Annotated in this window: 27 protein-coding genes; 4 read left to right on the forward strand and 23 right to left on the reverse strand. The window is 65.5% G+C overall.

What is annotated here, in order from left to right; genetic code table 11:
• On the forward strand, positions 1-1266 hold the full coding sequence (locus tag ACSX1D_RS18430; protein WP_439859889.1) for an ABC transporter permease: 1266 nt from the start codon (positions 1-3) through the stop codon (positions 1264-1266).
• A gap of 9 nt (positions 1267-1275) precedes the next feature.
• Positions 1276-1800: a DUF3299 domain-containing protein gene (locus tag ACSX1D_RS18435; protein WP_439859890.1), complete on the forward strand. Its 525-nt coding sequence runs from the start codon at positions 1276-1278 to the stop codon at positions 1798-1800.
• A gap of 150 nt (positions 1801-1950) precedes the next feature.
• Here the strand turns inward: ACSX1D_RS18435 and ACSX1D_RS18440 are convergent, their stop codons facing one another.
• Genes ACSX1D_RS18440 through ACSX1D_RS18465 form a run of 6 tightly spaced genes read right to left on the reverse strand, consistent with a single transcriptional unit; the run spans position 1951 to position 6821 of the window.
• Positions 1951-3048 (reverse strand): hypothetical protein, encoded by a 1098-nt coding sequence (locus tag ACSX1D_RS18440; protein WP_439859891.1) that lies wholly within the window; start codon positions 3046-3048, stop codon positions 1951-1953.
• Position 3049: 1 nt separating this feature from the next.
• Positions 3050-3742, reverse strand: a complete 693-nt coding sequence (locus tag ACSX1D_RS18445) for an energy transducer TonB (RefSeq protein ID WP_439859892.1) — start codon at positions 3740-3742, stop codon at positions 3050-3052.
• On the reverse strand, positions 3742-4152 hold the full coding sequence (locus tag ACSX1D_RS18450; RefSeq protein WP_439859893.1) for an ExbD/TolR family protein: 411 nt from the start codon (positions 4150-4152) through the stop codon (positions 3742-3744). Before ACSX1D_RS18450 ends, ACSX1D_RS18445 begins: the two co-directional genes overlap by 1 nt.
• An 11-nt stretch (positions 4153-4163) precedes the next feature.
• Positions 4164-4649, reverse strand: coding sequence for a MotA/TolQ/ExbB proton channel family protein (locus tag ACSX1D_RS18455; protein WP_439862366.1), 486 nt, complete (start codon positions 4647-4649; stop codon positions 4164-4166).
• A gap of 55 nt (positions 4650-4704) precedes the next feature.
• Positions 4705-6054 (reverse strand): MotA/TolQ/ExbB proton channel family protein, encoded by a 1350-nt coding sequence (locus ACSX1D_RS18460; protein WP_439859894.1) that lies wholly within the window; start codon positions 6052-6054, stop codon positions 4705-4707.
• Positions 6051-6821 carry a DUF3450 domain-containing protein gene (locus tag ACSX1D_RS18465; protein ID WP_439859895.1) on the reverse strand — a complete coding sequence of 257 codons (771 nt, stop codon included), beginning with the start codon at positions 6819-6821 and terminating at the stop codon, positions 6051-6053. Before ACSX1D_RS18465 ends, ACSX1D_RS18460 begins: the two co-directional genes overlap by 4 nt.
• Before the next feature lie 187 nt (positions 6822-7008).
• On the opposite strand from ACSX1D_RS18465, the gene ACSX1D_RS18470 reads away from it, so the two are divergent.
• On the forward strand, positions 7009-7692 hold the full coding sequence (locus ACSX1D_RS18470) for an OmpW/AlkL family protein (RefSeq protein ID WP_439859896.1): 684 nt from the start codon (positions 7009-7011) through the stop codon (positions 7690-7692).
• Positions 7693-7753: 61 nt separating this feature from the next.
• Here the strand turns inward: ACSX1D_RS18470 and ACSX1D_RS18475 are convergent, their stop codons facing one another.
• The 4 genes from ACSX1D_RS18475 to ACSX1D_RS18490 are packed head-to-tail and all read right to left on the reverse strand — an operon-like array spanning position 7754 to position 11486.
• Complete coding sequence (locus ACSX1D_RS18475; protein ID WP_439859897.1) at positions 7754-8689, reverse strand: NAD-dependent epimerase/dehydratase family protein; 936 nt, start codon at positions 8687-8689, stop codon at positions 7754-7756.
• On the reverse strand, positions 8679-9566 hold the full coding sequence (locus ACSX1D_RS18480; protein WP_439859898.1) for a sugar nucleotide-binding protein: 888 nt from the start codon (positions 9564-9566) through the stop codon (positions 8679-8681). Before ACSX1D_RS18480 ends, ACSX1D_RS18475 begins: the two co-directional genes overlap by 11 nt.
• A gap of 22 nt (positions 9567-9588) precedes the next feature.
• Positions 9589-10080, reverse strand: coding sequence for a single-stranded DNA-binding protein (locus tag ACSX1D_RS18485; protein WP_439859899.1), 492 nt, complete (start codon positions 10078-10080; stop codon positions 9589-9591).
• Positions 10081-10097: 17 nt separating this feature from the next.
• The gene (locus ACSX1D_RS18490; RefSeq protein WP_439859900.1) at positions 10098-11486 is read right to left on the reverse strand and encodes an MFS transporter; all 1389 of its coding nucleotides are present in this window, start codon (positions 11484-11486) and stop codon (positions 10098-10100) included.
• Between the two features lie 134 nt (positions 11487-11620).
• Here ACSX1D_RS18490 and uvrA point away from each other — a divergent pair, with 134 nt between their 5' ends.
• A complete protein-coding gene (gene uvrA / locus ACSX1D_RS18495) occupies positions 11621-14455 on the forward strand; it encodes an excinuclease ABC subunit UvrA (RefSeq protein WP_439859901.1) in 2835 nt (944 codons plus the stop codon).
• Between the two features lie 48 nt (positions 14456-14503).
• On the opposite strand, the gene katG is transcribed toward uvrA, so the two are convergent.
• From katG to rplR, 13 genes are all read right to left on the reverse strand, one after another.
• A complete protein-coding gene (gene katG / locus ACSX1D_RS18500) occupies positions 14504-16654 on the reverse strand; it encodes a catalase/peroxidase HPI (protein ID WP_439859902.1) in 2151 nt (716 codons plus the stop codon).
• Between the two features lie 470 nt (positions 16655-17124).
• On the reverse strand, positions 17125-18480 hold the full coding sequence (locus tag ACSX1D_RS18505; RefSeq protein WP_439859903.1) for a Na+/H+ antiporter NhaC family protein: 1356 nt from the start codon (positions 18478-18480) through the stop codon (positions 17125-17127).
• A 167-nt stretch (positions 18481-18647) separates the two neighbouring features.
• Positions 18648-19034, reverse strand: a complete 387-nt coding sequence (rplQ, locus tag ACSX1D_RS18510) for a 50S ribosomal protein L17 (protein WP_439859904.1) — start codon at positions 19032-19034, stop codon at positions 18648-18650.
• Positions 19035-19076: 42 nt separating this feature from the next.
• A complete protein-coding gene (locus tag ACSX1D_RS18515; RefSeq protein WP_213641485.1) occupies positions 19077-20078 on the reverse strand; it encodes a DNA-directed RNA polymerase subunit alpha in 1002 nt (333 codons plus the stop codon).
• A gap of 22 nt (positions 20079-20100) precedes the next feature.
• The gene (gene rpsD / locus ACSX1D_RS18520; protein WP_213641486.1) at positions 20101-20721 is read right to left on the reverse strand and encodes a 30S ribosomal protein S4; all 621 of its coding nucleotides are present in this window, start codon (positions 20719-20721) and stop codon (positions 20101-20103) included.
• Between the two features lie 17 nt (positions 20722-20738).
• Positions 20739-21128 carry a 30S ribosomal protein S11 gene (gene rpsK, locus ACSX1D_RS18525; protein WP_013789773.1) on the reverse strand — a complete coding sequence of 130 codons (390 nt, stop codon included), beginning with the start codon at positions 21126-21128 and terminating at the stop codon, positions 20739-20741.
• 30 nt (positions 21129-21158) lie between these two features.
• Positions 21159-21515, reverse strand: coding sequence for a 30S ribosomal protein S13 (gene rpsM / locus ACSX1D_RS18530; protein ID WP_255837044.1), 357 nt, complete (start codon positions 21513-21515; stop codon positions 21159-21161).
• Between the two features lie 133 nt (positions 21516-21648).
• Positions 21649-21765 (reverse strand): 50S ribosomal protein L36, encoded by a 117-nt coding sequence (rpmJ, locus tag ACSX1D_RS18535; RefSeq protein WP_002555468.1) that lies wholly within the window; start codon positions 21763-21765, stop codon positions 21649-21651.
• 28 nt (positions 21766-21793) lie between these two features.
• Entirely contained in the window at positions 21794-23122 is a 1329-nt protein-coding gene (gene secY, locus ACSX1D_RS18540) for a preprotein translocase subunit SecY (protein WP_439859905.1), read from the reverse strand.
• Positions 23123-23557: a 50S ribosomal protein L15 gene (gene rplO, locus ACSX1D_RS18545; protein WP_318643704.1), complete on the reverse strand. Its 435-nt coding sequence runs from the start codon at positions 23555-23557 to the stop codon at positions 23123-23125.
• Between the two features lie 3 nt (positions 23558-23560).
• On the reverse strand, positions 23561-23740 hold the full coding sequence (gene rpmD, locus ACSX1D_RS18550; protein WP_298118328.1) for a 50S ribosomal protein L30: 180 nt from the start codon (positions 23738-23740) through the stop codon (positions 23561-23563).
• A 2-nt stretch (positions 23741-23742) separates the two neighbouring features.
• Positions 23743-24243, reverse strand: coding sequence for a 30S ribosomal protein S5 (rpsE, locus tag ACSX1D_RS18555; protein WP_255837040.1), 501 nt, complete (start codon positions 24241-24243; stop codon positions 23743-23745).
• A gap of 3 nt (positions 24244-24246) precedes the next feature.
• Complete coding sequence (gene rplR / locus ACSX1D_RS18560; RefSeq protein ID WP_255837039.1) at positions 24247-24597, reverse strand: 50S ribosomal protein L18; 351 nt, start codon at positions 24595-24597, stop codon at positions 24247-24249.

Below are 24597 nucleotides of genomic sequence, written 5' to 3' on the forward strand. Positions count from 1 at the left end.
ATGCACCTGCTGCGCATTGCCCTGGCCAGCCTGGCCAACCGCCGTTTCACCGCGCTGCTCACGGTCTTCGCCATCGCCCTGTCGGTGTGCCTGCTGCTGGCCGTCGAACGGGTGCGCAACGAGGCGCGGGCCAGTTTCGCCAACACCATCAGCGGCACCGACCTGATAGTCGGGGCGCGTTCGGGCAGCGTCAACCTGCTGCTGTACTCGGTGTTCCGCATCGGCAACGCCACCAACAACATCCGCTGGGACAGCTTCCAGCACATCGCCGCACACCCCCAGGTGAAGTGGGCCATCCCCCTCTCCCTCGGCGACTCGCACCGCGGCTACCGGGTACTGGGCACCAGCGCCGCCTACTTCGAGCACTATCGCTACGCCCGCGGCCGGCACTTGCAGCTGGCCGAGGGCCGGCCTTTCGAGCGAGATCCGTTCGAGGTGGTGCTCGGCGCCGAGGTGGCCGAGGCGCTGGACTACCCGCTCGGCGCCGAACTGGTGCTGGCCCACGGCGTGGCCAGCATCAGCCTGGTCAAGCACGACGACAAACCGTTCAAGGTGGTCGGTATCCTCGCCCGCACCGGCACGCCGGTGGACCGCACCCTGCACATTTCCCTGGCCGGCATGCAGGCGCTGCACCTCGACTGGCGCAGCGGCATGCCGGCGCGCGGCGCGGCGAGGATCTCCGCCGAGCAGGCGCGCACCCTGGACCTGCAGCCCGAGGCCATCACCGCGATGCTGCTGGGGCTGAACAGCAAGATCGCCACCTTCGGCCTGCAGCGCGAGATCAACGAGTATCGCGGCGAGCCGCTGCTGGCGATCCTCCCCGGGGTCGCCCTGCAGGAGCTGTGGAGCCTGATGGGCACGGCGGAACAGGCGCTGTTCGTGGTGTCGCTGTTCGTCGTGCTGACCGGGCTGATCGGCATGCTCACGGCGATCCTCACCAGCCTCAACGAACGGCGGCGGGAGATGGCCATCCTGCGTTCGGTGGGCGCCCGTCCCTGGCACATCGCCGGCCTGCTGGTGCTGGAGGCCCTGGCCCTGGCCCTGGCCGGTCTGCTGCTCGGCCTGTTCCTGCTGTACCTGGGCATCGCCGCCGCCCAGGGCGCCGTGCAGGCCCACTACGGCCTGTACCTGCCGCTGAATGCGCCGACGCCCTATGAGTGGTCGCTGCTCGGCGCTATCCTTGGCGCCGCCCTGTTGATGGGCGGCGTGCCGGCCTGGCGCGCCTATCGGCAGTCGCTCGCCGACGGTCTGTCCATTCGCCTGTGAGGCTCCCGCATGTCCCGCCCCCTGCTTCTCGCCCTGTTGTTCGCCCTCGCCCTGCCGTCCTGGGCCGAGGCGGTGCGCGAGCTGACCTGGTCCGAGCTGATCCCCGCCGACGCCCCGCCGCAGATCAGCGAGCCGCTGCCCATGCACGACCTGTCGCAGCTGGCCGACGCCCTGGCGGCGGAATCGGCGCCAGCGGCCAGGCAACAGGCGCCGGACGCCCCGGTGGTCAAGGCACTCGACGGCCAGGCGGTGAGACTGCCCGGCTATATAGTGCCGCTGGATGTCAGCGAGGAAGGCCGCGTCACCGAATTCCTCCTGGTGCCCTACTTCGGCGCCTGCATCCACGTGCCGCCGCCACCGTCGAACCAGATCGTCCACGTCACCAGCGAACTGGGCGTGCTGCTCGACGCCCTCTACCAGCCGTTCTGGATCGAGGGCCCGCTGCAGGTCGAGGCGAGTAGCAGCGAACTGGCCGAAGCCGGCTACCAGATGCAGGCGCACAAGATCTACGCCTATGAGCTGGAGGACGGCTGAGTACCGCCCTGGCACGCGTGAAGTCCCAGTAGCGCAAGTCGTTCATCCCGAGCCCGGCGCGGCTCGTCCCTGCCCGCAATGCCGCTTCGCTCCACGGGCTGGGCCTGAGGCTGAACCGCCCTGCGCCATCATCTATCGCACCTGCCGAGTTCAGCGCGCGCTCGCCAGGCGGTCCTGCTGCGCGAATGCCAGTTCCTGCTGCGCCCAGTCGCGCCAGGCGCGGACCTGGCGGCGCTCGGCGCCGGCCTGTTCGGCCTTGTTCAGGGCCGCCAGGCCGGCGCGCCAGCGTTGCTGCTCCAGTTCCAGCTGGGCCAGGTTGAGCCAGTGCCGGGCGCTGCCGGTGCGCCCGGCCAGTTCGCGGAACAGCGCCGCCGCTGCGCCACGCTCGCGGGCCTGCCACCAGAGCAGGGCGAGACGTTCCTCGCGCTCAGGCGTGCGCGGCAGCAGGCCGCTTTCGAGCATGCCGGTCAGCAGCTGGGCGCCCTGCCAGGGTTGCTCCGCCGCGCCGGCCAGCAGCGCCAGGTTGTCCAGCTCGCCGGCGCTGAAGGCCAGGCCCTTGCTGTGGGCCGTGCGCAGGGTCGCCAAAGCCTTGGCGTGCGCGCCGGCCAGCTGCTGCAGGGCGGCCAGCTGGCGCCAGCGCTGGCTTTGCTCGGGCGCGCGCAGCAGCAGCTGGCGCTGCCAGCGTTCGGCGGCCGGGTAGCGCTTGAGGTCGGCGTTCACCGCCACGAGAAACTGCAGCCAGCTGTCCTCCGCCTGCGGATGGGCCTGGACGTAACGCTCGGCCAGCGGCAGGGCCTTGGCCGCCTGGCCCAGGCCCTGATAGGCCTGCACCAGCAGCTGCAGGCGCTCTTCGTCGGCGGCGCCCTGCTGCGGCGCGAGCAGAGCCACCACCTGCGCATAGCGGCCCTCGAGCAGGTTCAGCCTGGCCAGGTTCAACTGTTCGGCGGCCACCAGGTCGGCGGCCAGCTTGCCGCTGCCCAGGGCCTTCGCCAGCCAGTCTATGGCCGCGGCGTGCTGCCCTTGCGCCCAGGCCAGGTAGCCACGACTGCGCCACAGCAGCGCCTCTTCCAGACTGCCGGGCCGGGCCTCGACGCCATCCAGGGCACGCCGGGCGGCGGCATGGTCGCCCTGCTGCTGGGCGCTCTGGGCGGCATTCAGGGCCTGCAGCACCGCCGGTTCGACGCGCTGCGCGGCGGCCTGCACGGCACCCGCCACGCAGAGCAGCCCGATCAGCAATAGATGACGCATCTCAGCTTCCTTCCTCGAGACGGAAATACAGGGTCTTTACCGCTTCGCGGGCCACGGCCAGGCCGTTCTCCGTGCGCGGGGCGAAGCGCCAGCGCACCGCGGCGCGGCGCGCCTCGCGCTCGAAGACATTGGCCGGGCTGGCCTCGAGCACCCGCAAGTTCTCCACCGCGCCGGCCCGGTTGATGGTGAAGGCCAGCTTGACGTGGCCCTGGATGCCGCGCTGCAGGGCGTAGCGCGGGTAGTCCGGGCTGACGTCGTTGAGCGGCATCACCTCGCTTTCCACCGCCCCCGGCTGGCCGGCGGCCTCGCTTCCCGCCGCCGCACCGGGCGCCGCCGCGCTCGTCGCCGCGGCCGCCAGGCCATTGAGGCTGGGCGTCGGCGCACTGGCGAAACTGACCGCGCTGCTCAGGTTCGGCAGCGGCAGGTCCAGGGTCGGCAGCGTGGCGCTCGGCGCCGCCGCCAGCGGCGTGGGTGCCGGCGGCGCCTGGGTTGGTGGGGCCTGGGGCGGTTGCGGCGCCTGCTGGCGGCTGCGGGTGGCGGCCTGGCTCGACTCGCCGTCCAGGCGCACGAAGTTGGCCACGGTCACCGGCGCATCGCTCGGCTGGCTGCTCGGTGGCGCGACCATGTAGAGCATCAGGGCGAACAGCGCCAAGGCCACCGCGCAGGCGCCGAGGAACGACAGCGCCAGGCGCATCAGAGCGCTCCCGTGCTGGCCGCCAGGGCGACGTCCTGCACCCCGGCCAGGCGCGCCTGGTCCATCACCTGCACCACCAGGCCGGTGCGCGCATCCTGGTCGGCCTGCACCACCACCGCGCCGTCCGGCTGGTCGACGCGCAGGCGCTCGACGTGGGCGCGCACGCTGCGCACGTCGACCACGCGCTTGTCCATCCACACCTGACCGTCGGCGGTGATGGCGATGAGGATATTGCCCTTGTCCTGGGGGCTGGCGGTCTGCGCCTGGGGGCGCTGCACCTCGACGCCGGCCTCCTTGACGAAGGAGCTGGTGACGATGAAGAAGATCAGCATGATGAAGACCACATCGAGCATCGGCGTCAGGTCGATGCCGGTGTCTTCGTCTTGCTGATGATGGCGACGCATTCTCATGATGGGCAGTCTCAGTCGTGACGCAGCTGGTCGGCCAGCCGCTCGAGGGCCCGGCGGGCGTCGCGTTCCAGACGCGCCAGGCTGAACAATCCGCTGATGGCCAGGACCATCCCGGCCATGGTCGGCAGGGTCGCCTGCCACACCCCGGCGGCCATGCCGCGCGGGTTGCCGGTGCCGTTGAGCGCCAGCACGTCGAACACCGCGATCATGCCACTGACGGTGCCGAGCAGGCCGAACAGCGGATACAAAGCCACCAGGGTCTTGCCCAGGCGCAGCGGCCCGCTCAGCTGCTGCCGGGCCTGGGCCAGCCAGGCGCTGCGCACCGCGCGCTGCCAGCTGCCGCTGTCCTCGCCGAGCAACTGCCGCCAGGCCCGGCGGCGCTCGCCGACCCAGCGCGGAAAGACCCGGCGGATGAACCACAAGCGCTCGAACACCAGGGTCCAGAACAGCACGCAAAGCCCGGCCAGGGCCCACATCACCGGGCCGCCGGCGGCCATGAAGTCGCCCAGCGCATGGCCGCTGTCGAGCAGCCGCAGCCATAGGCCGAGGCCGTCAGTCACGGCGCGGCGCCCCGGACAGGTGCAGGGCGATCAGGCCGGCGCTCTGCTGCTCGAGCAGCTGGATCAGGCCCTTGCTGCGACTCGCCAGCAGGCTGTGCAGGAACAGCAGCGGAATCGCCACCACCAGCCCCAGCACCGTGGTCACCAGGGCCTGGGAAATGCCGTCGGCCATCAGCCGCGAATCCCCGCCACCGCCCTGGGTGATGGCCTGGAAGGTGACGATCATGCCGGTCACCGTGCCCAGCAGGCCGAGCAGCGGCGCCACCGCGGCCAACAGCTTGAGCAGGCCCTGGCCCTTCTCCAGCGGCGGGGTCTCCTGCAGGATCGCCTCGTCGAGCTTGAGCTCCAGGGTCTCCAGATCGGCCAGCTGCGGCTTGGGCCCGAGCACGCCGATCACCCGCCCCAGGGGGTTGTCGTCGCGCGGGCTGCCGAGCTGACGGATCTGCGCGCTCACACCCCGGCCGACCCGGCCCAGGTAGAGCAGGCGCCAGAGCGCCAGCAGCAGGCCGCCGGCCCCCAGGGCGACAATCAGCCAGCCGACCAGGCCGCCCTGCTGCAGGCGATCCCACAGGGTCGGCTGGCGCTGCAACTGCGCCAGCAGAGTGCCACGACTGGGATCGACCGGCAGCGGCGCCAGCGCCTGCTCGCCGTCCAGGTAATCCGCCACCAGGCCCAGGCCGCCGGGCTGGCGCGGCGGCGCCAGCAGCTCACCGGCATCGGCGTCGTAGCGCAGGAAGGCCGTCTCGGCGAAGGCGGAGAAGCTGCCGACACGCAGCACCGGCTGCTCGCTGCGGCTGCCATCGGCGGCCACCACCGGCAACCTCACCTGCTCGATCCGCCCGCTGGCGGCGAGGTCTTCGAGCAGCAGCAGCCAGTAGCCCTCGAGGTCTTCGGCCGAAGGCAGGCTGCGACTCTCGGCCAGGGCCTTGAGGCGCTGCAGGCGCTGCGGGTACTGGGCATTGAGCAGGCTGTCCTGCCACTGCCCGGCGACATCGCCGGCGCTCTGGCGGACCACGCCGAACAGCTCGCCGAGGTGACCGGCACGCTGGGCCAACAACTTTTCCTGCGTGGCCAGTTCGGCCTCCAGACGGTCGAACTCGGCCTTCAGGCGCGCGGCCTCGGCTTCCTGTACCTGCAAGGCGGCCTTGGCCGTGGCCAGCAGGCGCGCGCGCTCGCCACGCTCGGCGACGAAGGCCTGCTCACGGACGGCCATGGCCGACACCTCGGCGGCGCGCTCGCTGCGAATGCGCTGCAACAGTTGATCCGGACTCAGCGGCTCGGCGGCGCCGGCTAGCGCCGGTAGCAGGCCGAGGAAGATCGCGGTGAGAACTCGAAGACTCATTGGCCTGCCTCCTGGCTCAGCGTGCGCACCGGCAACTCGAGCAGCGTCGGCGCCTGCTCCTGGCGGGCGATGGCGATGGCCCGGTGCAGCGGCCGCCGGGCATCTCCATTGAGCAGCTGCCAGCTGCGGCTGTGCGGGTTCCACCAGCCGCTCTCGTGGCCGTCGAGGGTCTGGTAGTAGAGCATGGCCCGGCCCAGGCGCAGGAACTCGACGCTGCGCGCGCCCGCCTCACCCGGCAGCTCGCCGCGCCAGGCTTCCAGGGTGCGGCCGTAGTCGCTTTCGACCTGATAGGCCTCGAGAATGCGCCGGTACTTCTCCGCCAGGCTGACATCGGCGCGCGGCAGCAACTCCTGCAACTGCGCCAGGCGATCGGCGCGCTCCTCGGGGAGGAACGGCAGATCGGCGGCGATGAACTGACCGAGCACCTCGACCATCCGGCGCATCTGCGGCGTCACCGCCTCCTGGGTGCGCTCGATGCCGTCCAGCTGGCGCTGATAGCCCGCCAGCTCCTGGCGCTGGGCGGCGACCAGCTCGCGCAGCTGGCTGTTGTAGTCCTGCAGGGCTTCGGCCTGCTGCAGGGCATTGCGGTACTCGGCGAGCATTTCGCGACTGGCGTCATCGAGCTGCGCGATGCGCGCCTGCGAGGCCTTGGCCTCGGCGGCCAGGCGCTGGCTTTCGTCCAGCGCGGCGTCCAGCGGAGCCGCCAGCAGCGGTGCACTGCCGAGCAGCAGCGCCGCGGCGAGCGCGCGGGGGGCGTGAGGGGACATGGGAACAGTCCTCGTCCTTAGGGCTTGGATAAAAAAGAGAAACATTATCATCCGCAATCAGCATGAAGGCAACGGACAAAGCGAACGCGGCCACCGGCGCATTCGTTGCCCTGGATCAAGGCCGCATTCGCTTAGCTCCCTAACATTGCCCGCAGTTTTCCACTGCTGATCCGATCGGAGCCCCACCATGCGTCACATTCTGCTTGCCCTCTCCCTGCTGGCCACCGCAACCGCCGCCCCCCTGGCCCAGGCCTACCAGGCCGGCGACCTGATCCTGCGCGCCGGCGCCGCCACGGTCGACGCCCGGGAAGACAGCGGCGACATTCACCATGCGCTGCTGGGACCGGTGGCCGGGACAGGCGCCACGCTGGACAGCGACACGCAGCTGGGCCTGAACTTCGCCTACATGCTCAGCGAGCACCTGGGCGTCGAACTGCTGGCCGCCACCCCCTTCAGCCACGACGTCGGCGTCAAGGGAATGCCCGGTGCCCTGGCCGGCCTCAACGGCAATCTCGGCAGCCTCAAACACCTGCCACCGACCCTGAGCCTGGTCTACTACCCCATGGCTGGCACTTGCCCCCTGCAGCCCTACGTGGGTGCAGGCATCAACTACACTTGGTTCTTCGACAGCGAGCTGAGCAGCGAAGCCGAAGCCAAGGGCTTCCAGGGCTTCGATCTGGACAACTCCTGGGGCCTGGCGGCCCAGGTCGGTATCGACGTCATGCTCAGCGACCATCTGCTGCTCAACGCCCAGGCGCGCTATATCGACATCGACACCACCGGCACCACCCATCTCGCCGGCGACAAGGTCAAGGTCGATCTGGAGGTGGACCCCTTCGTCTATATGGTCGGCCTGGGCTACAGGTTCTAGACGCTTCCAGCGCCCACAAAAAAGCCGGCATCGCCGCCGGCTTCTTCGGGTTTCGGGCCCGTCAGGCGAGGCCCAGCAGCTGCTTGAGCCCCTGGCGCAGCGGTGTCGGCGAAGGCAGCCGGTAGCTGGCCTGCAACCGCTGGTTATTCGCCCGCGAGTGGCGAATGTCGCCCGGCCGCGGCGGCAGGTAGCTGACCGGCGGCAGGCCACCGAACAGATCGCCCACCTCGGCCAGCAACTGGTTGAGGCTGGTGGCCTGGTTCCAGCCAACGTTGACCGCGCCGTTCACCACCTGCGGCGCCAACAGGGCCTGCTGCAGCAGCTCGACCAGGTCGGCGACATAGAAGAAATCACGGGTCTGCTCGCCATCGCCGAACACGCTGATCGGCAGGCCCTGCTGGGCGCGCTGGGTGAAGATACTGATCACCCCGGAATAGGGCGAGGACGGGTCCTGGCGCGGCCCGAAGATATTGAAGAAGCGGAACACCGCCGGTTCCAGGCCATGCTGGCGGCGATAGAAATCCAGGTAGTGCTCGCTGGCCAGCTTGTCCGCCGCATAGGGCGTCAGCGGCGCCTTCGCCGTGTCCTCGTCGATCGCCTGGCCTTCGCCGTTGTTGCCGTAGACCGCCGCGCTCGAGGCGAACAGCACCCGCTTGACGCCGTGTTGGCGCATGGCCTCACAGACGTTGAGGGTGCCGATGAAGTTGCTCTGGTGGGTGCTCACCGGATCGTCCACCGACGCCTGCACCGAGGCCACCGCGGCCAAGTGCGCGACCGCCTGGCAGCCAGCCAGGGTCTCGCTCACCAGCGCGGCATCGGCGACATCGCCCTCGACCAGCTGCAGGCGCGGGTTGTCCAGGGGCAGGTTGCCGCGCTTGCCCATCGACAGGTTGTCCAGCACCCGTACCCGGAAACCCTGCACCAGCAGGGCATCGACCAGGTGCGAGCCGATGAAACCGGCACCGCCGGTGACCAGGATGGGCGCGTCAGATGACATGGCGATAGTAGCGATCCAGTAGGCTCGGCAGTCCGGCGCGCCAGGAGCGCGGCTTGATGCCGAAGGTGTGGAAGATCTTCTTGCAGGCCAACACCGCATGCTGCGGCTCTTCCGCGACGTCGGGGCGGGCGGCGTGGGCCTGGGCGGTGAGTTCCTCGACCAGGTTGCTGCGGTAGTTGCGCGCCTCGCTCAGCACCGCCTGGCCCAGCGCCAGCGCCGTGGTCGCCTCGTGGCCACCGTAGTGGTAGGTGCCCCAAAGCGGCGACTGACAGTCGAGCTGCTTGAGCACGGCGAGAATCACCCGCGCGGCATCGTCCACCGGGGTCGGGTTGCCCCGTCGATCATCGGCCAGGTACAGCGCCTGCTCGCCCTCGGCGCGCGCCAGGAAGCGGGCGAGCAGCCCTTCGGGGCTGTCATCCAGCAGCCAGCCGAAGCGCAGCAGTACATGCTTGGGGCAGGTCGCGCGCACGCTCTGCTCCAGGCGCCAGAGGGTGCGACCGCGCTCGCCCAGGGGCTGCGGCTCTTCCTTCTCGCTGTAGGCGGTGACCCGCGAGCCGTCGAACACCCGGTAGCTGGAGGGCTGCAACAGGCGGATCTCGTGATGCTGGCACAGCTCGGCCAGGCGCTCGACCGCCCGCACCTGGGCGGCCAGGCGCTCACTGTCGACCGCCTCGGCCTGAAACCAGTCGAAGTAGTACGCCAGGTTGACCAGGGCGTCGGGGCGGGTGTCGTCCAGCAGCTGGGTCAGGCTGGCCGCATCCCAGCCGGCGTCCGGGGGGCGCGGGGCGAGGAAGCCGATGTCCTCCTCGGCGCCGAGACGGATCAGGGCCTGTCCCAGCGCATTGCCGCCCCCCAGGAGCATCAGGCGCATTCGCATGATTTAGGCTGAACTCAGGCGATCAGAACGGGATGTCGTCGTCGAAGCTGTCGAAATCCGCCGCCGGCTGGGCCGGCTGCTGTGCGGCCGGACGCGGCGCCTGCTGCTGCGGTGCGCGCTGCGGCGCCGGGCGCTGCTGACGCGGTGCGCTGTCGCCACTGTCGCCGCTCGGACGGCCGCCGAGCAGCTGCATGGTGCCCTGCATGTCGACGATGACCTCGGTGGTGTAGCGTTTGATGCCGTCCTTTTCCCACTCGCGGGTCTGCAGCTTGCCCTCGATGTACACCTGGGAGCCCTTGCGCAGGTACTCGCCGGCAATCTCGGCGACCTTGCCGAACAGCGAGACGCGGTGCCATTCGGTCTTCTCGACCTTCTGCCCGGTCTGCTTGTCGGTCCACTGCTCGCTGGTGGCCAGGCTCAGGTTGGTGACCGCGTTGCCGCTGGGCAGGTAACGGGTTTCCGGGTCCTGTCCGCAGGTGCCGACCAGAATGACTTTGTTAACCCCACGGGCCATAACGTTCTCCTAGGCTTTCAGCACGTCGCCGGCGCCGAATTGATCAGGCGCTCCAGGGACATGCGATCCAATTGTTGGGTATCCACTTTGATATAGATGGCGGCCTCGTCACGCACCACCACGGCATCCGCCACTCCAGGCACTGCCAGTAATCGCTCGGCCAACCCCGCTTCTTGCAATGCCGCGGCTGTAAGCGGCAAGCGCAGGCTGGTGACATAAGGCGGTTCGCGCATAGTAACAGCAAAGACCAGCCAAAGCAGGGCCAGCACGGCGCAGCCGAGGAACACGCCCGACAGGCTGTAGTGCTGATACAGCCAGCCGCCGAGGATGCCGCCCAGGGCCGCGCCGAGGAACTGGCTGGTGGAGTACACGCCCATCGCCGTGCCCTTGCCGCCGGCCGGTGCGACCTTGCTGATCAGCGAGGGCAACGAGGCCTCCAGCAGGTTGAAGGCGGTGAAGAACACCACGGTGCCCAGCACCAGCGTCCGCAGGCTGGCGCCGAAGGCGAAGAAGTACAGCTCGCAGGCCAGCAATACCGCCACCGAGCCGAGCAGCACGCGCTTCATCTGGCGCTTCTTCTCGCCATAGATGATGAACGGCAGCATGCCGAAGAAGCCCACCAGCAGCGCGGTCAGATAGACCCACCAGTGTTCCTCCTTGGGCAGCCCGCCCTGCTCCACCAGGGCCAGCGGCAGGGCGACGAAACTGGCCATGAGGATGGCGTGCAGGGCCAGGATGCCGAAGTCCAGGCGCAGCAGGTCGGCGTGCTTCAGGGTCGGCCACAGCGCCTGCCCGGCCACCCCGGACTCGCGGTGCTGCAGCGGCCCGGCCGTGCGCGGCACCAGGCCGGCGACTATCAGCATGCCCAGCAGGGCCATGGCAGCGGTCACCCAGAACAACCCGGACAGGCCGAAGGCGCGGGTCAGCAGCGGCCCGACCACCATGGCCACGGCGAAGGACAGGCCAATGCTCATGCCGATAAACGCCATCGCCTTGGTCCGGTGCTGCTCGCGGGTCAGGTCCGAGAGCAGCGCCATCACCGCCGCGGAGATGGCCCCGGCGCCCTGCAGCACGCGCCCGGCGATCACCCCCCAGATCGAATCGGCGTTGGCCGCCAGCACGCTGCCGGCGGCGAAGATCAGCAGGCCGACGTAGATCACCGGACGCCGGCCGATGCGGTCGCTGAGCATGCCGAAGGGAATCTGCAGCAGCGCCTGGGTCAGGCCGTAGGCACCGATGGCCAGGCCGATCAGCGCCGGCGTGCTGTCGCGCAGCTCCATGCCGTAGGTCGCCAGCACCGGCAACACCATGAACATGCCGAGCATGCGAAAGGCGAACACCAGCGCCAGGCCACCGGCCGCGCGGGTCTCGCCGCCACTCATGCGCTCGCTGTGCGGATCGTGCATTTACCAAGGCCCCATTCGAACAAGCCGGCGATTCTAGCAGCCATCCCGCCTGCGGCACAGGCACGCACTTTGCCGCAGGGTGCGGGCGAGCCGTATACTCGAGGGTTTCCGCCCGCCAAGCGAGGCCGCTGTTTGTGGACAAGATTCTGATCCGTGGGGCACGCACCCATAACCTGAAAAACATCGACCTGACCCTGCCGCGCGACAAGCTGATCGTGATCACCGGGCTGTCCGGCTCCGGCAAATCCTCCCTGGCCTTCGACACCCTCTACGCCGAGGGCCAGCGCCGCTACGTCGAGTCGCTGTCGGCCTATGCCCGGCAGTTCCTGTCGATGATGGAGAAGCCCGACGTCGACACCATCGAAGGCCTGTCCCCGGCCATCTCCATCGAACAGAAGTCCACCTCGCACAACCCGCGCTCCACCGTCGGCACCATCACCGAGATCTACGACTACCTGCGCCTGCTCTATGCCCGTGTCGGCATTCCGCGCTGCCCGGACCACGACGTGCCGCTGGAGGCGCAGACCGTCAGCCAGATGGTCGACCAGGTACTGGCCCTGCCCGAGGGTCGCAAGCTGCTGCTGCTGGCCCCGGTCATTCGCGAGCGCAAGGGCGAGCACCTGTCGGTGTTCGAGGAACTGCGCGCCCAGGGTTTCGTCCGCGCCCGGGTCAACGGCAGGCTCTACGAGCTGGACGAGCTGCCCAAGCTGGACAAGCAGAAGAAGCACTCGATCGACGTGGTGGTCGACCGCTTCAAGGTCCGCGAGGACCTGCAGCAGCGCCTTGCCGAGTCTTTCGAGACCGCGCTCAACCTGGCCGACGGCATCGCCCTGGTGGCGCCAATGGACGGGGAAGAAGGCGAGGAGATCATCTTCTCCGCGCGCTTCGCCTGCCCGCACTGCGGCCACTCGATCAGCGAGCTGGAACCCAAGCTGTTCTCCTTCAACAACCCCGCCGGTGCCTGCCCGACCTGCGACGGCCTGGGGGTCAAGCAGTTCTTCGACGCCAAGCGCCTGATCAACGGTGAGATGACCCTTGCCGAGGGGGCGATCCGCGGCTGGGACCGGCGCAACGTCTACTACTTCCAGATGCTCGGCTCACTGGCCGCGCATTTCGGCTTCAGCCTGGAAGTCCCCTTCGACGAGTTGGCCGCCGAGCAGCAGAAGGTCATCCTGTTCGGCAGCGGCGCGCAGAACGTCGACTTCCGCTACCTCAACGACCGCGGCGACATCGTCAAGCGCGCCCACCCCTTCGAGGGCATAGTGCCGAACCTGGAGCGCCGCTACCGCGAGACCGAGTCGGCCAGCGTGCGCGAGGAGCTGGCCAAGTTCCTCAGCACCCAGCCCTGTCCCGACTGCCGCGGCACCCGCCTGCGCCGCGAGGCCCGCCATGTATGGATCGGCGAGCGCACCCTGCCGGCGGTCACCGGCCTGCCGGTGGGCGAGGCCTGCGACTACTTCGGCGACCTGCACCTGAGCGGTCGTCGCGGCGAGATCGCCGAGAAGATCCTCAAGGAAATCCGCGAGCGCCTGCAGTTCCTGGTCAACGTCGGCCTCGACTACCTGACCCTGGACCGCAGCGCCGACACCCTGTCCGGCGGCGAGGCCCAGCGCATCCGCCTGGCCAGCCAGATCGGCGCCGGCCTGGTGGGGGTCATGTACATCCTCGACGAGCCCTCCATCGGCCTGCACCAGCGTGACAACGAACGCCTGCTCGGCACCCTCACCCACCTGCGCAACCTGGGCAACACGGTGATAGTCGTGGAACACGACGAGGACGCCATCCGCCTGGCCGACTACGTGGTCGACATCGGCCCCGGCGCCGGCGTGCACGGCGGCCAGATAGTCGCCGAGGGCACCCCGGACGAGGTGATGAACCACCCCGACTCACTCACCGGCAAATACCTCTCCGGGCGCGAGCGCATCCGCTACCCGGAGCGCCGCACCCCACTCGACCGCAAGAAGCTGCTCAAGCTCAAGGGCGCGCGCGGCAACAACCTGCGCAACGTCGACCTCGAGCTGCCGGTCGGCCTGCTCACCTGCGTCACCGGCGTGTCCGGCTCGGGCAAGTCGACCCTGATCAACAACACCCTGTTCCCGCTGACCGCCACCGCCCTGAACGGCGCCACCACCCTGGAGGCCGCGGCCCACGACAGCTTCGACGGCCTGCAGCACCTGGACAAGGTGGTCGACATCGACCAGAGCCCGATCGGCCGCACGCCGCGCTCGAATCCTGCCACCTACACCGGCCTGTTCACCCCGATCCGCGAACTGTTCGCCGGGGTGCCGGAGTCGCGCTCGCGCGGCTACGGCCCGGGGCGCTTCTCCTTCAACGTCAAGGGCGGGCGCTGCGAGGCCTGCCAGGGCGACGGCGTGATCAAGGTGGAGATGCACTTCCTGCCGGACATCTACGTGCCCTGCGACGTGTGCAAGGGCAAACGCTACAACCGCGAGACCCTGGAGGTGAAGTACAAGGGCAAGAGCATCACCGAGGTGCTCGACATGACCATCGAGGAGGCCCGCGGCTTCTTCGACGCGGTGCCGGCCATCGCCCGCAAACTGCAGACCCTGATGGACGTCGGCCTGTCCTACATCAAGCTGGGGCAGAGCGCGACCACCCTGTCCGGTGGCGAGGCGCAGCGGGTCAAGCTCAGTCGCGAGCTGTCCAAGCGCGACACCGGCAAGACCCTCTACATCCTCGACGAGCCGACCACCGGCCTGCACTTCGCCGACATCCAGCAGCTGCTTGATGTGCTCCATCGCCTGCGCGACCACGGCAACACCGTGGTGGTGATCGAGCACAACCTGGACGTGATCAAGACCGCCGACTGGCTGGTCGACCTCGGCCCCGAGGGCGGCTCCAAGGGCGGCCAGATCATCGCCTGCGGCACCCCGGAAGAGGTCGCCGAAATGCCCCAGTCGCATACCGGCTATTTCCTCAAGCCGCTACTGGCACGCGAGCACGCCTGAAACGAAGAAGCCCCGCTCAGGCGGGGCTCCTTCGTAGCACAGGCAGACTCACGCCAGATCGAAGCGATCCAGGTTCATCACCTTGGTCCAGGCCGCGACGAAGTCCTTGACCAACTTCTGCTTGCCGTCGGCACTGGCGTAAACCTCGGCATAGGCGCGCAGCACCGAGTTGGAACCGAAGACCAGGTCGCTGCGGCTGCCGGTGTACTTCACCTTGCCACTGCTACGATCCCTGCCCTCGAACACCTCCGCGCTGCTATCCACAGCCTTCCATTCGACACCCATGTCCAGCAGGTTGACGAAGAAGTCGTTGCTCAGCACGCCGACCTTGTCGGTGAACACGCCTTGCTGGCCGCCATCGAAGTTGGCACCCAGTACCCGCAGGCCACCGACCAACGCCGTCAACTCAGGCGCACTCAGCGTCAGCAACTGCGCCTTGTCGATCAGCATGGCCTCGGTCGGTACACCCAGCTTGCCTTTGCTGTAGTTGCGGAAGCCATCGGCCACAGGTTCCAGCACCTCGAACATCTCGATGTCGGTCTGCGCCTGCGTGGCATCGACACGCCCCGCCGCAAAAGGCACCTCGACCTTGACACCGGCGGCCTTGGCCGCCTGCTCCACACCGACATTGCCGGCCAGCACGATGACGTCCGCCAGCGATGCCTTGCCCGATGCCTTCTGAATCTCCACCAGTTTGGGCAGCACCTTCATCGCACGCTGGTTGACGGCCCAGTCCTTCTGCGGCGCCAGCGCCAGGCGCGCACCGTTGGCGCCGCCCCGCTTGTCGCCGCCGCGGTAGGTCGAGGCCGACGCCCAGGCGACCGAGACCAGGTCACCCACCGACAGACCGGAGGCGGCAATCCTGGCCTTGAGGTCGGCGATGTCGGCCGCACTGGGGTTATGCGTCGCCGCCGGCAGCGGATCCTGCCAGATCAGGTCCTCTTTCGGCACCTCCGGCCCGAGATAGCGCGCCTTCGGCCCCATGTCACGGTGAGTCAGCTTGTACCAGGCACGGGCGAATGCATCGGCAAAGGCCTGGGGATCATTCAGGAAGCGCTTGGAGATCTTGCCGAACTCCGGATCGAAACGCAGGGTTAGGTCGGTGGTTAGCATGGTCGGCTTGTGGAACTTGCCCGGCACATGCGCATCCGGAATCACTTCCGGCGCGTCCTTGGCCACCCACTGCTTCGCCCCGGCCGGTGAAGCGGTCAGCTCCCACTCGTACTGGAACAGGTTCTCGAAGAAATTGTTGCTCCATTGCGCCGGGGTTTGCGTCCAGGTCACCTCGATGCCGCTGGAGATGGTGTCCTTGCCATGACCGCTGCCGAAGTTGCTCATCCAGCCCAGGCCCTGGGCCTCGATGGACGCCGCCTCAGGCTCCGGCCCCTTGTGCGATTCCGGCGCGGCGCCATGGGCCTTGCCGAAGGTGTGACCACCGGCGATCAGGGCGACAGTCTCCTCGTCGTCCATGGCCATGCGCCCGAAGGTACTGCGGATGTCCTTGGCCGCCTCCAGATAGTCGCCACTGGCGTTGGGCCCTTCCGGGTTCACATAGATCAGGCCCATGTGGGTCGCGCCGAACGGTGGGGACAGTTCACGATCGCCCTTGACGCGCTCGGGGTCGACACCCAGCCATTGCGTTTCGGCGCCCCAGTTGACGTCCATGTCCGGTTCCCATACGTCTTCGCGACCGCCGCCAAAGCCGAAGGTGCGAAAGCCCATGGACTCCAGCGCCACGTTACCGGCCAGAATCAGCAGGTCCGCCCAGGAGATGCGCTGGCCGTACTTCTGCTTGATCGGCCAGAGCAGGCGGCGAGTCTTGTCGATGTTGACGTTGTCCGGCCAGGAGTTGAGCGGCGCGAAGCGCTGCTGGCCGCGCCCGCCGCCGCCCCGTCCGTCGGTCGTCCGGTAGGTGCCGGCAGCATGCCAGGCCATGCGGATCATCTGCGGACCGTAGTGGCCGAAGTCCGCCGGCCACCAGTCCTGAGAGTCGGTCATCAGCTTGACCAGGTCGGCCTTCAGCGCCTGGTAATCCAGCTTCTTGAATTCCTCGGCGTAGTTGAACGTCTCGCCGAGCGGATTGGATTTCTCGGAGTGTTGGTTGAGCAGGTCTACGCGCAGCTGCTTAGGCCACCAGTCCTTGTTTGTGGTCCCGCCACCCGCGACGTGATTGAACGGGCATTTACCTGGGTTCGACATCGTAATCTCCTTCTCCTCATCGGGTCGGCTCATTTAATTGCAACCGACGATGGAAGAAGATTAGACCCGCCTTTAAAGATGAACCAATTTATGAAAGACAAGAAGCTAATAGGTATTTTCTTTCATAGAACATCTAACTGAATTCCCTGATCTTCCCCACCGTGAACCCGCATAAACACCGGACCGAGTGGCGGCCAACTCGCCTCCAGCACTGCACGTTCGTCAAGCGGGCTGACAGGAAGCCTGCATTCCCAAGCCCCCGTGCAACGCACTAACGCAAAGAGGTGGAGGCCCCACCTTCAGGCTGTGGCCAGCCGCTAGCAGCCGCACCATCCGGGCGAACAGCGCACGCCTGACCTTACCAGCATCGAAGCAACCAGCTCGCTGACGGCGTCCAAGAGACCGTGCGGCGCACCATGCACAGCGCTATTGGCGCAGCACCGAATTGGGCCTTACTGGCTCGCCGCAGCTCAGGCGATCAACAGGAATCCGGCGATGGCCAGCCCAGCCGCTATCAAGGTATAGGGCAACTGGGTCAGTGCATGGCTGATCAGGTTGCAGCCCGAACCCTGCGCCGCCAGCACGGTGGAGTCGCTGTAGAAACACGCCTGGCTGCCAAAGGCCGAGGCCGACAGCAAGGCGCCGATCACCAGGGGGATATTGGCATCCAAGGCGTAAGCCAACGGCATGACGATCGGGATGGTCACCGCGAAGATACCCCATGACGACCCGGTGGCGAACGCCAGCAGCGCCATCGCCACGAACACCAGCGCCGGCAGAAGCTGCGCGCTCATATAAGGCTGCAGCGCTTCGACGACGAACTGCGGCAACAGCAGCTGATCGCAGACATCCTTGAAGATGAAGGCCGCGATTACCGTGCCGATGGCCGGCAGCATGGACTTGAAGCCGTCCATCATCTGCTCGAGCATCTCGTCCAGCGGCATAAGGCCCTGCACCAGGTAGAAGGGCACCACCAGCGCCAGGGTCGCGAGCATGCCCATCCACACGTCGATATCGAAATACACGGTGAAACCGACCAGCAACAGCAACGGCAAGAGGAAGTTGTGCAGCTTGCCGCCCGCCTCGTCTCCCTGCGCGTCGATTTCCGCCGCCGATGCCAGCTCGCCGACGTGCATGGCGCCCGCCGAGCCATGGGTGGCGAGCATCTCGGCCTTGCGCATCGGCCCTATGGCCGGAACCAGCCCGACGGCCACCAGCACCACCAGCAACACCGACAGCCAGGCATAGAACATGTAGGGAATGGCCTGCATGTACACGCTGATCCCCGCCCCGGACTCGGCGATGCCGTTGCTCTCCAGCAGGCCGCCGAAGAACACCGCCCAGGTGGACAGTGGTACCAGCACGCACACCGGCGCTGCGGTGGAGTCGACCACATAGGCGAGCATCTCCCGCGACACCTTGAAGCGATCGGTGACGCGCTTCATGGTCTCGCCGACGGTCAGGGCATTGAGGTAGTCGTCGACGAAGATCACCACGCCGAGCACCCAGGTCATCAGCAGCGACGAGCGTCGCCCCTTGGCCAGCTTCAACGCCGCCCGGCCGAAGGCTAGGGCGCCGCCGGTGCGCACCAGCAAGGCAATCAGCGCGCCGAAGCTACCGCAGACCAGGATCAGCCAGCCGATGGTTTCATCCTGCATCACCTTCAGCGAAATCGCCGCGAAACTGGCCAGTGAGCTCTGCGGTCCCAACAGCAACAGACCACTGATGGCGCCGAGCACCAGCGCGAGGATCGGCCGACGCAGCCAGATGGCGCAGACCAGGACGACAACAGGAGGGAGCAGGCTTAAAGCGGTAGGGTCGGACATGATGGGAACTTGTTCTTGTAGGAGGCCGGCAGGCGGCGGAAACGGAGACCAACCAACCCTACCCGAGGCCACTCATGAACACAATATCAAACACCACGTTCGGAATATCATTCGTCCAGACAACAAAAAACCGGGCCTAGGCCCGGTTCTTCGTCACAACCTGCAACTTACTCAGCAGCTTCCACTGTGCCGCCGACCGGACGGTCGACCAGCTCAACGTAAGCCATCGGAGCATTGTCACCAGCGCGGAAACCGCACTTGAGGATGCGCAGGTAGCCGCCCTGACGGGTGGCGTAGCGCTTGCCCAGGTCGTTGAACAGCTTGCCGACGATGGCCTTCGAACGAGTACGATCGAATGCCAGGCGACGGTTGGCAACGCTGTCGATCTTGGCCAGAGTGATCAGCGGCTCAGCGACGCGACGCAGTTCTTTGGCTTTCGGCAGAGTAGTTTTGATCAGCTCGTGCTCGAACAGCGAAACCGCCATGTTCTGGAACATGGCCTGGCGGTGGGCGCTGGTACGGCTCAGGTGACGGCCACTTTTACGATGACGCATGGTTCAATTCCTTACCAAACTCACGTTCGGTGATGATGACGATCAGGCAGTCGCCTTATCGTCTTTCTTCAGACTTGCCGGCGGCCAGTTGTCGAGGCGCATACCGAGGGACAGACCGCGAGAGGCCAGAACATCCTTGATTTCAGTCAGGGATTTCTTGCCCAGGTTCGGCGTTTTCAACAGTTCTACTTCGGTGCGCTGAATCAGGTCGCCGATGTAGTAAATGTTTTCCGCCTTCAGGCAGTTGGCCGAACGCACGGTCAGTTCCAGGTCGTCTACCGGACGCAGCAGGATCGGATCGATCTCGTCTTCCTGCTCGACTACCACCGGCTCACTGTCACCCTTGAGGTCGACGAACGCGGCCAACTGCTGCTGCAGAATGGTCGCGGCACGACGGATAGCCTCTTCCGGATCCAGGGTACCGTTGGTTTCCAGGTCGATAACCAGTTTGTCCAGGTTGGTACGCTGCTCGACGCGAGCGTTTTCCACCACGTAAGACACACGGCGCACCGGGCTGAACGAAGCGTCGAGCTGCAAGCGACCGATGCTGCGGCTCTCGTCTTCGTCGCTCTGGCGTGCGTCTGCCGGCTCGTAACCGCGGCCACGGGCCACGGTGAGCTTCATGTTCAACGCGCCATTAGCGGCCAGGTTGGCGATTACGTGGTCGCCGTTGACGATTTCGACATCGTGATCCAGCTGAATATCGGCGGCGGTAACTACACCCGAGCCCTTCTTCGCCAGAGTCAGTGTCACTTCGTCACGACCGTGCAGCTTGACAGCCAGACCTTTAAGGTTGAGCAGGATTTCAATCACATCTTCCTGAACACCTTCGATGGCGCTGTACTCATGGAGCACACCGTCAATCTCGGCCTCGACTACTGCACAGCCAGGCATGGAGGACAACAGGATGCGGCGCAGCGCGTTGCCCAGGGTGTGGCCGAAACCACGCTCGAGAGGCTCGAGGGTGATCTTGGCGCGGGTCGGACTGACCACCTGCACATCGATATGGCGGGGGGTCAGGAACTCATTTACCGAAATCTGCATGGATGCACCTATTTTCTAGCCCTTACTTGGAGTAGAGCTCGACAATCAGGCTTTCGTTGATGTCGGCGGAGAGGTCACTGCGAGCCGGGACGCTTTTGAACACGCCGGACTTCTTCTCAGTGTCAACTTCTACCCATTCAACGCGGCCACGCTGGGCGCACAGCTCAAGAGCCTGAACAATGCGCAGCTGATTCTTCGACTTCTCGCGAACAGCAACGACGTCGCCAGCTTTAACCTGGTAGGACGGGACGTTTACGGTCTGACCGTTGACGCTGATCGCTTTGTGCGAAACCAGCTGACGGGATTCTGCACGGGTAGCGCCAAAGCCCATACGGTAAACCACGTTATCCAGACGGCATTCCAGCAGCTGCAGCAGGTTTTCGCCGGTGGCGCCCTTCTGGCTGGCAGCTTGCTTGTAGTAACCGCTGAACTGACGCTCCAGCACGCCGTAGATACGACGGACTTTCTGCTTTTCGCGCAGCTGGGTGCCGTAGTCGGACTGACGGCTACGGCGCTGGCCGTGAATACCCGGGGCTGCTTCGATGTTGCACTTCGATTCCAGAGCGCGAACGCCGCTCTTCAGGAACAGATCGGTGCCTTCACGACGAGACAGTTTGCATTTGGGACCAATGTAACGAGCCATTTCTCACTGTCTCCTGATTACACGCGACGCTTCTTCGAAGGACGGCACCCGTTATGCGGGATGGGCGTCACATCGGTGATGCTGGCGATCTTGTAACCGCAGCCGTTCAATGCACGGACAGCGGACTCACGACCCGGACCCGGGCCCTTGACGTTGACGTCGAGGTTCTTCAGGCCGTATTCCAGCGCGGCTTGACCAGCACGCTCAGCAGCCACCTGGGCAGCGAACGGGGTGCTCTTACGCGAGCCGCGGAAACCCGAACCACCGGAGGTAGCCCAGGACAGAGCGTTGCCCTGACGGTCGGTGATGGTCACGATGGTGTTGTTGAAAGAAGCGTGGATGTGGGCGATGCCATCAACCACCGTCTTTTTGACTTTCTTACGAGTACGAGCAGCAGGTTTTGCCATGACTAAATTCCTGTCGATTCGCCAATGCGATTACTTGCGGATCGGCTTGCGCGGGCCCTTACGGGTGCGGGCGTTGGTCTTGGTACGCTGACCGCGAACCGGCAGACCACGGCGATGGCGCAGGCCGCGGTAGCAGCCCAGATCCATCAAGCGCTTGATTTTCATGTTCACTTCACGGCGCAGGTCACCCTCGGTATTCACCTTGGCGACTTCACCACGCAGCTGCTCGATCTGCTCGTCAGAGAGATCCTTGATCTTTACCGCCGGATTAACTCCGGTAGCAGCACAGATTTTCTGTGCGGTTGTGCGACCGACACCAAAGATGTAGGTCAGCGAGATAACAGTGTGCTTGTTATCCGGAATGTTTACGCCTGCAATACGGGCCATTCAGTGGAACTCCAATTGACAGCTACCTACGCCCCGGAAGCCAAGAAATAGGGCGCGAGATATTAACGCTGTAGAAACAAATAATCAACCCGGCAGCGCACTAGCTGCCGGGCTTATCACGCTTCACTCACACTCAGCCTTGGCGCTGCTTGTGACGCGGCTCCGCGCTGCAGATCACGCGCACGACACCTTCGCGACGGATAATCTTGCAGTTACGGCACAGCTTTTTCACCGATGCACGAACTTTCATCACCAACTCCTCGAACCTTATGGACACGTCAGCGCATCATGCCGCTGCCGTAGCCCTTCAGGTTGGCTTTCTTCATCAGGGATTCGTACTGGTGCGAAACGAGGTGCGATTGTACTTGCGACATAAAGTCCATCACAACCACCACCACGATCAGCAACGAGGTCCCGCCAAGGTAGAACGGTACGTTGGCCGCCACCACCAGAAACTGGGGCAACAAGCATACGGCCGTCATGTACAGAGCACCGAACATGGTCAAGCGGGTCAACACGCCATCGATATAGCGTGCGGACTGCTCGCCCGGACGGATGCCCGGAATAAAGGCACCGGACTTCTTCAGGTTTTCCGCTACGTCTTTCGGGTTGAACATCAATGCCGTGTAGAAGAAGCAGAAGAAAATGATCCCTGCACTAAACAGCAAAATGTTCAACGGCTGACCAGGAGCGATAGCCTGCGAAATATCCTGCAGCCAGCCCAGACCCTCGGACTGACCAAACCAGGCACCCAGCGAGGCCGGGAACAACAGAAGGCTACTGGCGAAAATAGCCGGGATGACCCCCGCCATGTTCACCTTCAACGGCAGGTGGCTAGTCTGCGCAGCGAAGACCTTGCGGCCCTGCTGACGCTTGGCGTAGTGCACCGCAATACGGCGCTGACCACGCTCAATGAACACCACGAAACCGATGATCGCTACTGCCAACAAACCGATGGCGATCAGCGCGAAGATATTGATATCGCCCTGACGCGCAGACTCGAAAGACTGCCCGATCGCCGCCGGCAGACCGGCCACGATGCCTGCAAAAATCAGCATCGAGATACCGTTGCCAACACCGCGCTCGGTGATTTGCTCGCCCAGCCACATCATGAACATCGCGCCAGCCACAAAGGTGGTGATCGCGACGAAGTGGAAGCCGAAACCGTCCGAGAACGCTACGCCCTGACTGGCCAAGCCCACGGACATGCCGATCGCTTGAACAAAAGCCAGGACGAGGGTGCCGTAGCGGGTGTATTGGCTGATCTTGCGACGACCAGCCTCACCTTCCTTCTTCAACTGCTCCAGCTGCGGGCTGACAGCGCTCATGAGCTGCATGATGATCGACGCCGAAATGTACGGCATGATCCCCAGTGCAAAGATGCTCATCCGCTCCAGCGCGCCGCCGGAAAACATGTTGAACAAGCTAAGAATGGTCCCCTCATTCTGCCGAAACAGGTCCGCCAGCCGATCAGGGTTTATTCCCGGCACTGGGATGTGTGCGCCGATCCGGTAGACGATGATCGCCATGAACAGGAAGCGCAGACGAGCCCAGAGCTCGGATAACCCGCCATTGCTGAGCGCTGAGAGAGCACCTTGCTTAGCCATTTAGTCCTCGAACTTACCGCCAGCTGCTTCGATAGCCGCGCGCGCACCTTTGGTGGCGGCGATACCTTTAAGGGTGACCGCGCGAGTAACCTCACCGGACAGCATGACTTTCACACGCTGTACGTTTTGGTTAATCAGGTTGGCATCCTTCAGCGCCTGCAGAGTAACAACGTCGCCTTCGATCTTGTTCAGCTCGGAGGTACGCACTTCAGCGCGATCCATAGCCTTCAGAGACACGAAACCGAACTTGGGCAGACGGCGGTGCAGAGGCTGCTGGCCGCCTTCAAAACCCGGAGCAATGGTGCCGCCGGAGCGCGAGGTCTGACCCTTGTGGCCACGGCCACCGGTCTTGCCCAAGCCGCTACCGATGCCACGGCCCGGACGGTGCTTCTCGCGACGGGAACCCGGCGCAGGACTCAAATCGTTCAGGTACATGGATTAACCCTCCACGCGCAGCAGATAGTAAGCCTTGTTAATCATGCCGCGGTTTTCCGGAGTATCCAGAACCTCTACGGTGTGATTGATGCGGCGCAGGCCCAGGCCCTTGACGCAAGCTTTGTGGTTGGCCAGACGGCCATTCACGCTCTTGATCAGCGTGACTTTCACGGTATTAGCCATGGTTAGAGAATCTCCTCGACGCTCTTGCCACGCTTGGCCGCAACAGACTCTGGAGACTGCATAGCCTTCAGACCCTTGAAGGTGGCATGGACCACGTTCACTTGGTTGGTCGAGCCGTAGCACTTGGCCAGAACGTTCTGCACACCCGCCACTTCCAGCACGGCACGCATGGCGCCGCCGGCGATGATACCGGTACCCTCGGAGGCCGGCTGCATGTAGACCTTGGAGGCGCCGTGGGCGGCCTTCATGGCGTACTGCAGAGTGGTGCCGTTCAGGTCCACCTGGATCATGTTGCGACGTGCAGCTTCCATTGCCTTCTGGATGGCAGCCGGCACTTCACGGGACTTGCCTCGGCCGAAACCGACGCGACCCTTACCATCACCCACCACGGTCAACGCGGTGAAAGTGAAGATACGGCCACCCTTAACGGTCTTGGCAACGCGGTTAACCTGTACCAGCTTCTCGATATAGCCTTCGTCGCGCTTTTGGTCGTTATTTGCCATAACTTAGAACTCCAGCCCGCCTTCACGAGCAGCATCAGCCAGCGCCTTGACGCGGCCGTGGTACTTGAAGCCAGAACGGTCGAATGCGACCTGAGTCACACCAGCGGCTTTCGCACGCTCAGCAACCAGCTGACCAACTTTCTTGGCCGCGTCGACGTTGCCAGTGGCGCCATCACGCAGTGCTTTGTCCAAGGTAGAGGCGCTGGCCAGAACCTTGCTGCCGTCGGCCGAAATGACCTGGGCGTAAATGTGCTGCGAGGAGCGGTACACGCAGAGACGCACGACTTCGAGCTCGTGCATTTTCAGGCGTGCTTTGCGCGCGCGACGCAGTCTTGTTTCTTTCTTGGCGGTCAT

Source organism: Pseudomonas sp. MBLB4136 (genome assembly GCF_051904765.1).
In the GTDB taxonomy this organism is placed as follows: Bacteria; Pseudomonadota; Gammaproteobacteria; order Pseudomonadales; family Pseudomonadaceae; genus Aquipseudomonas.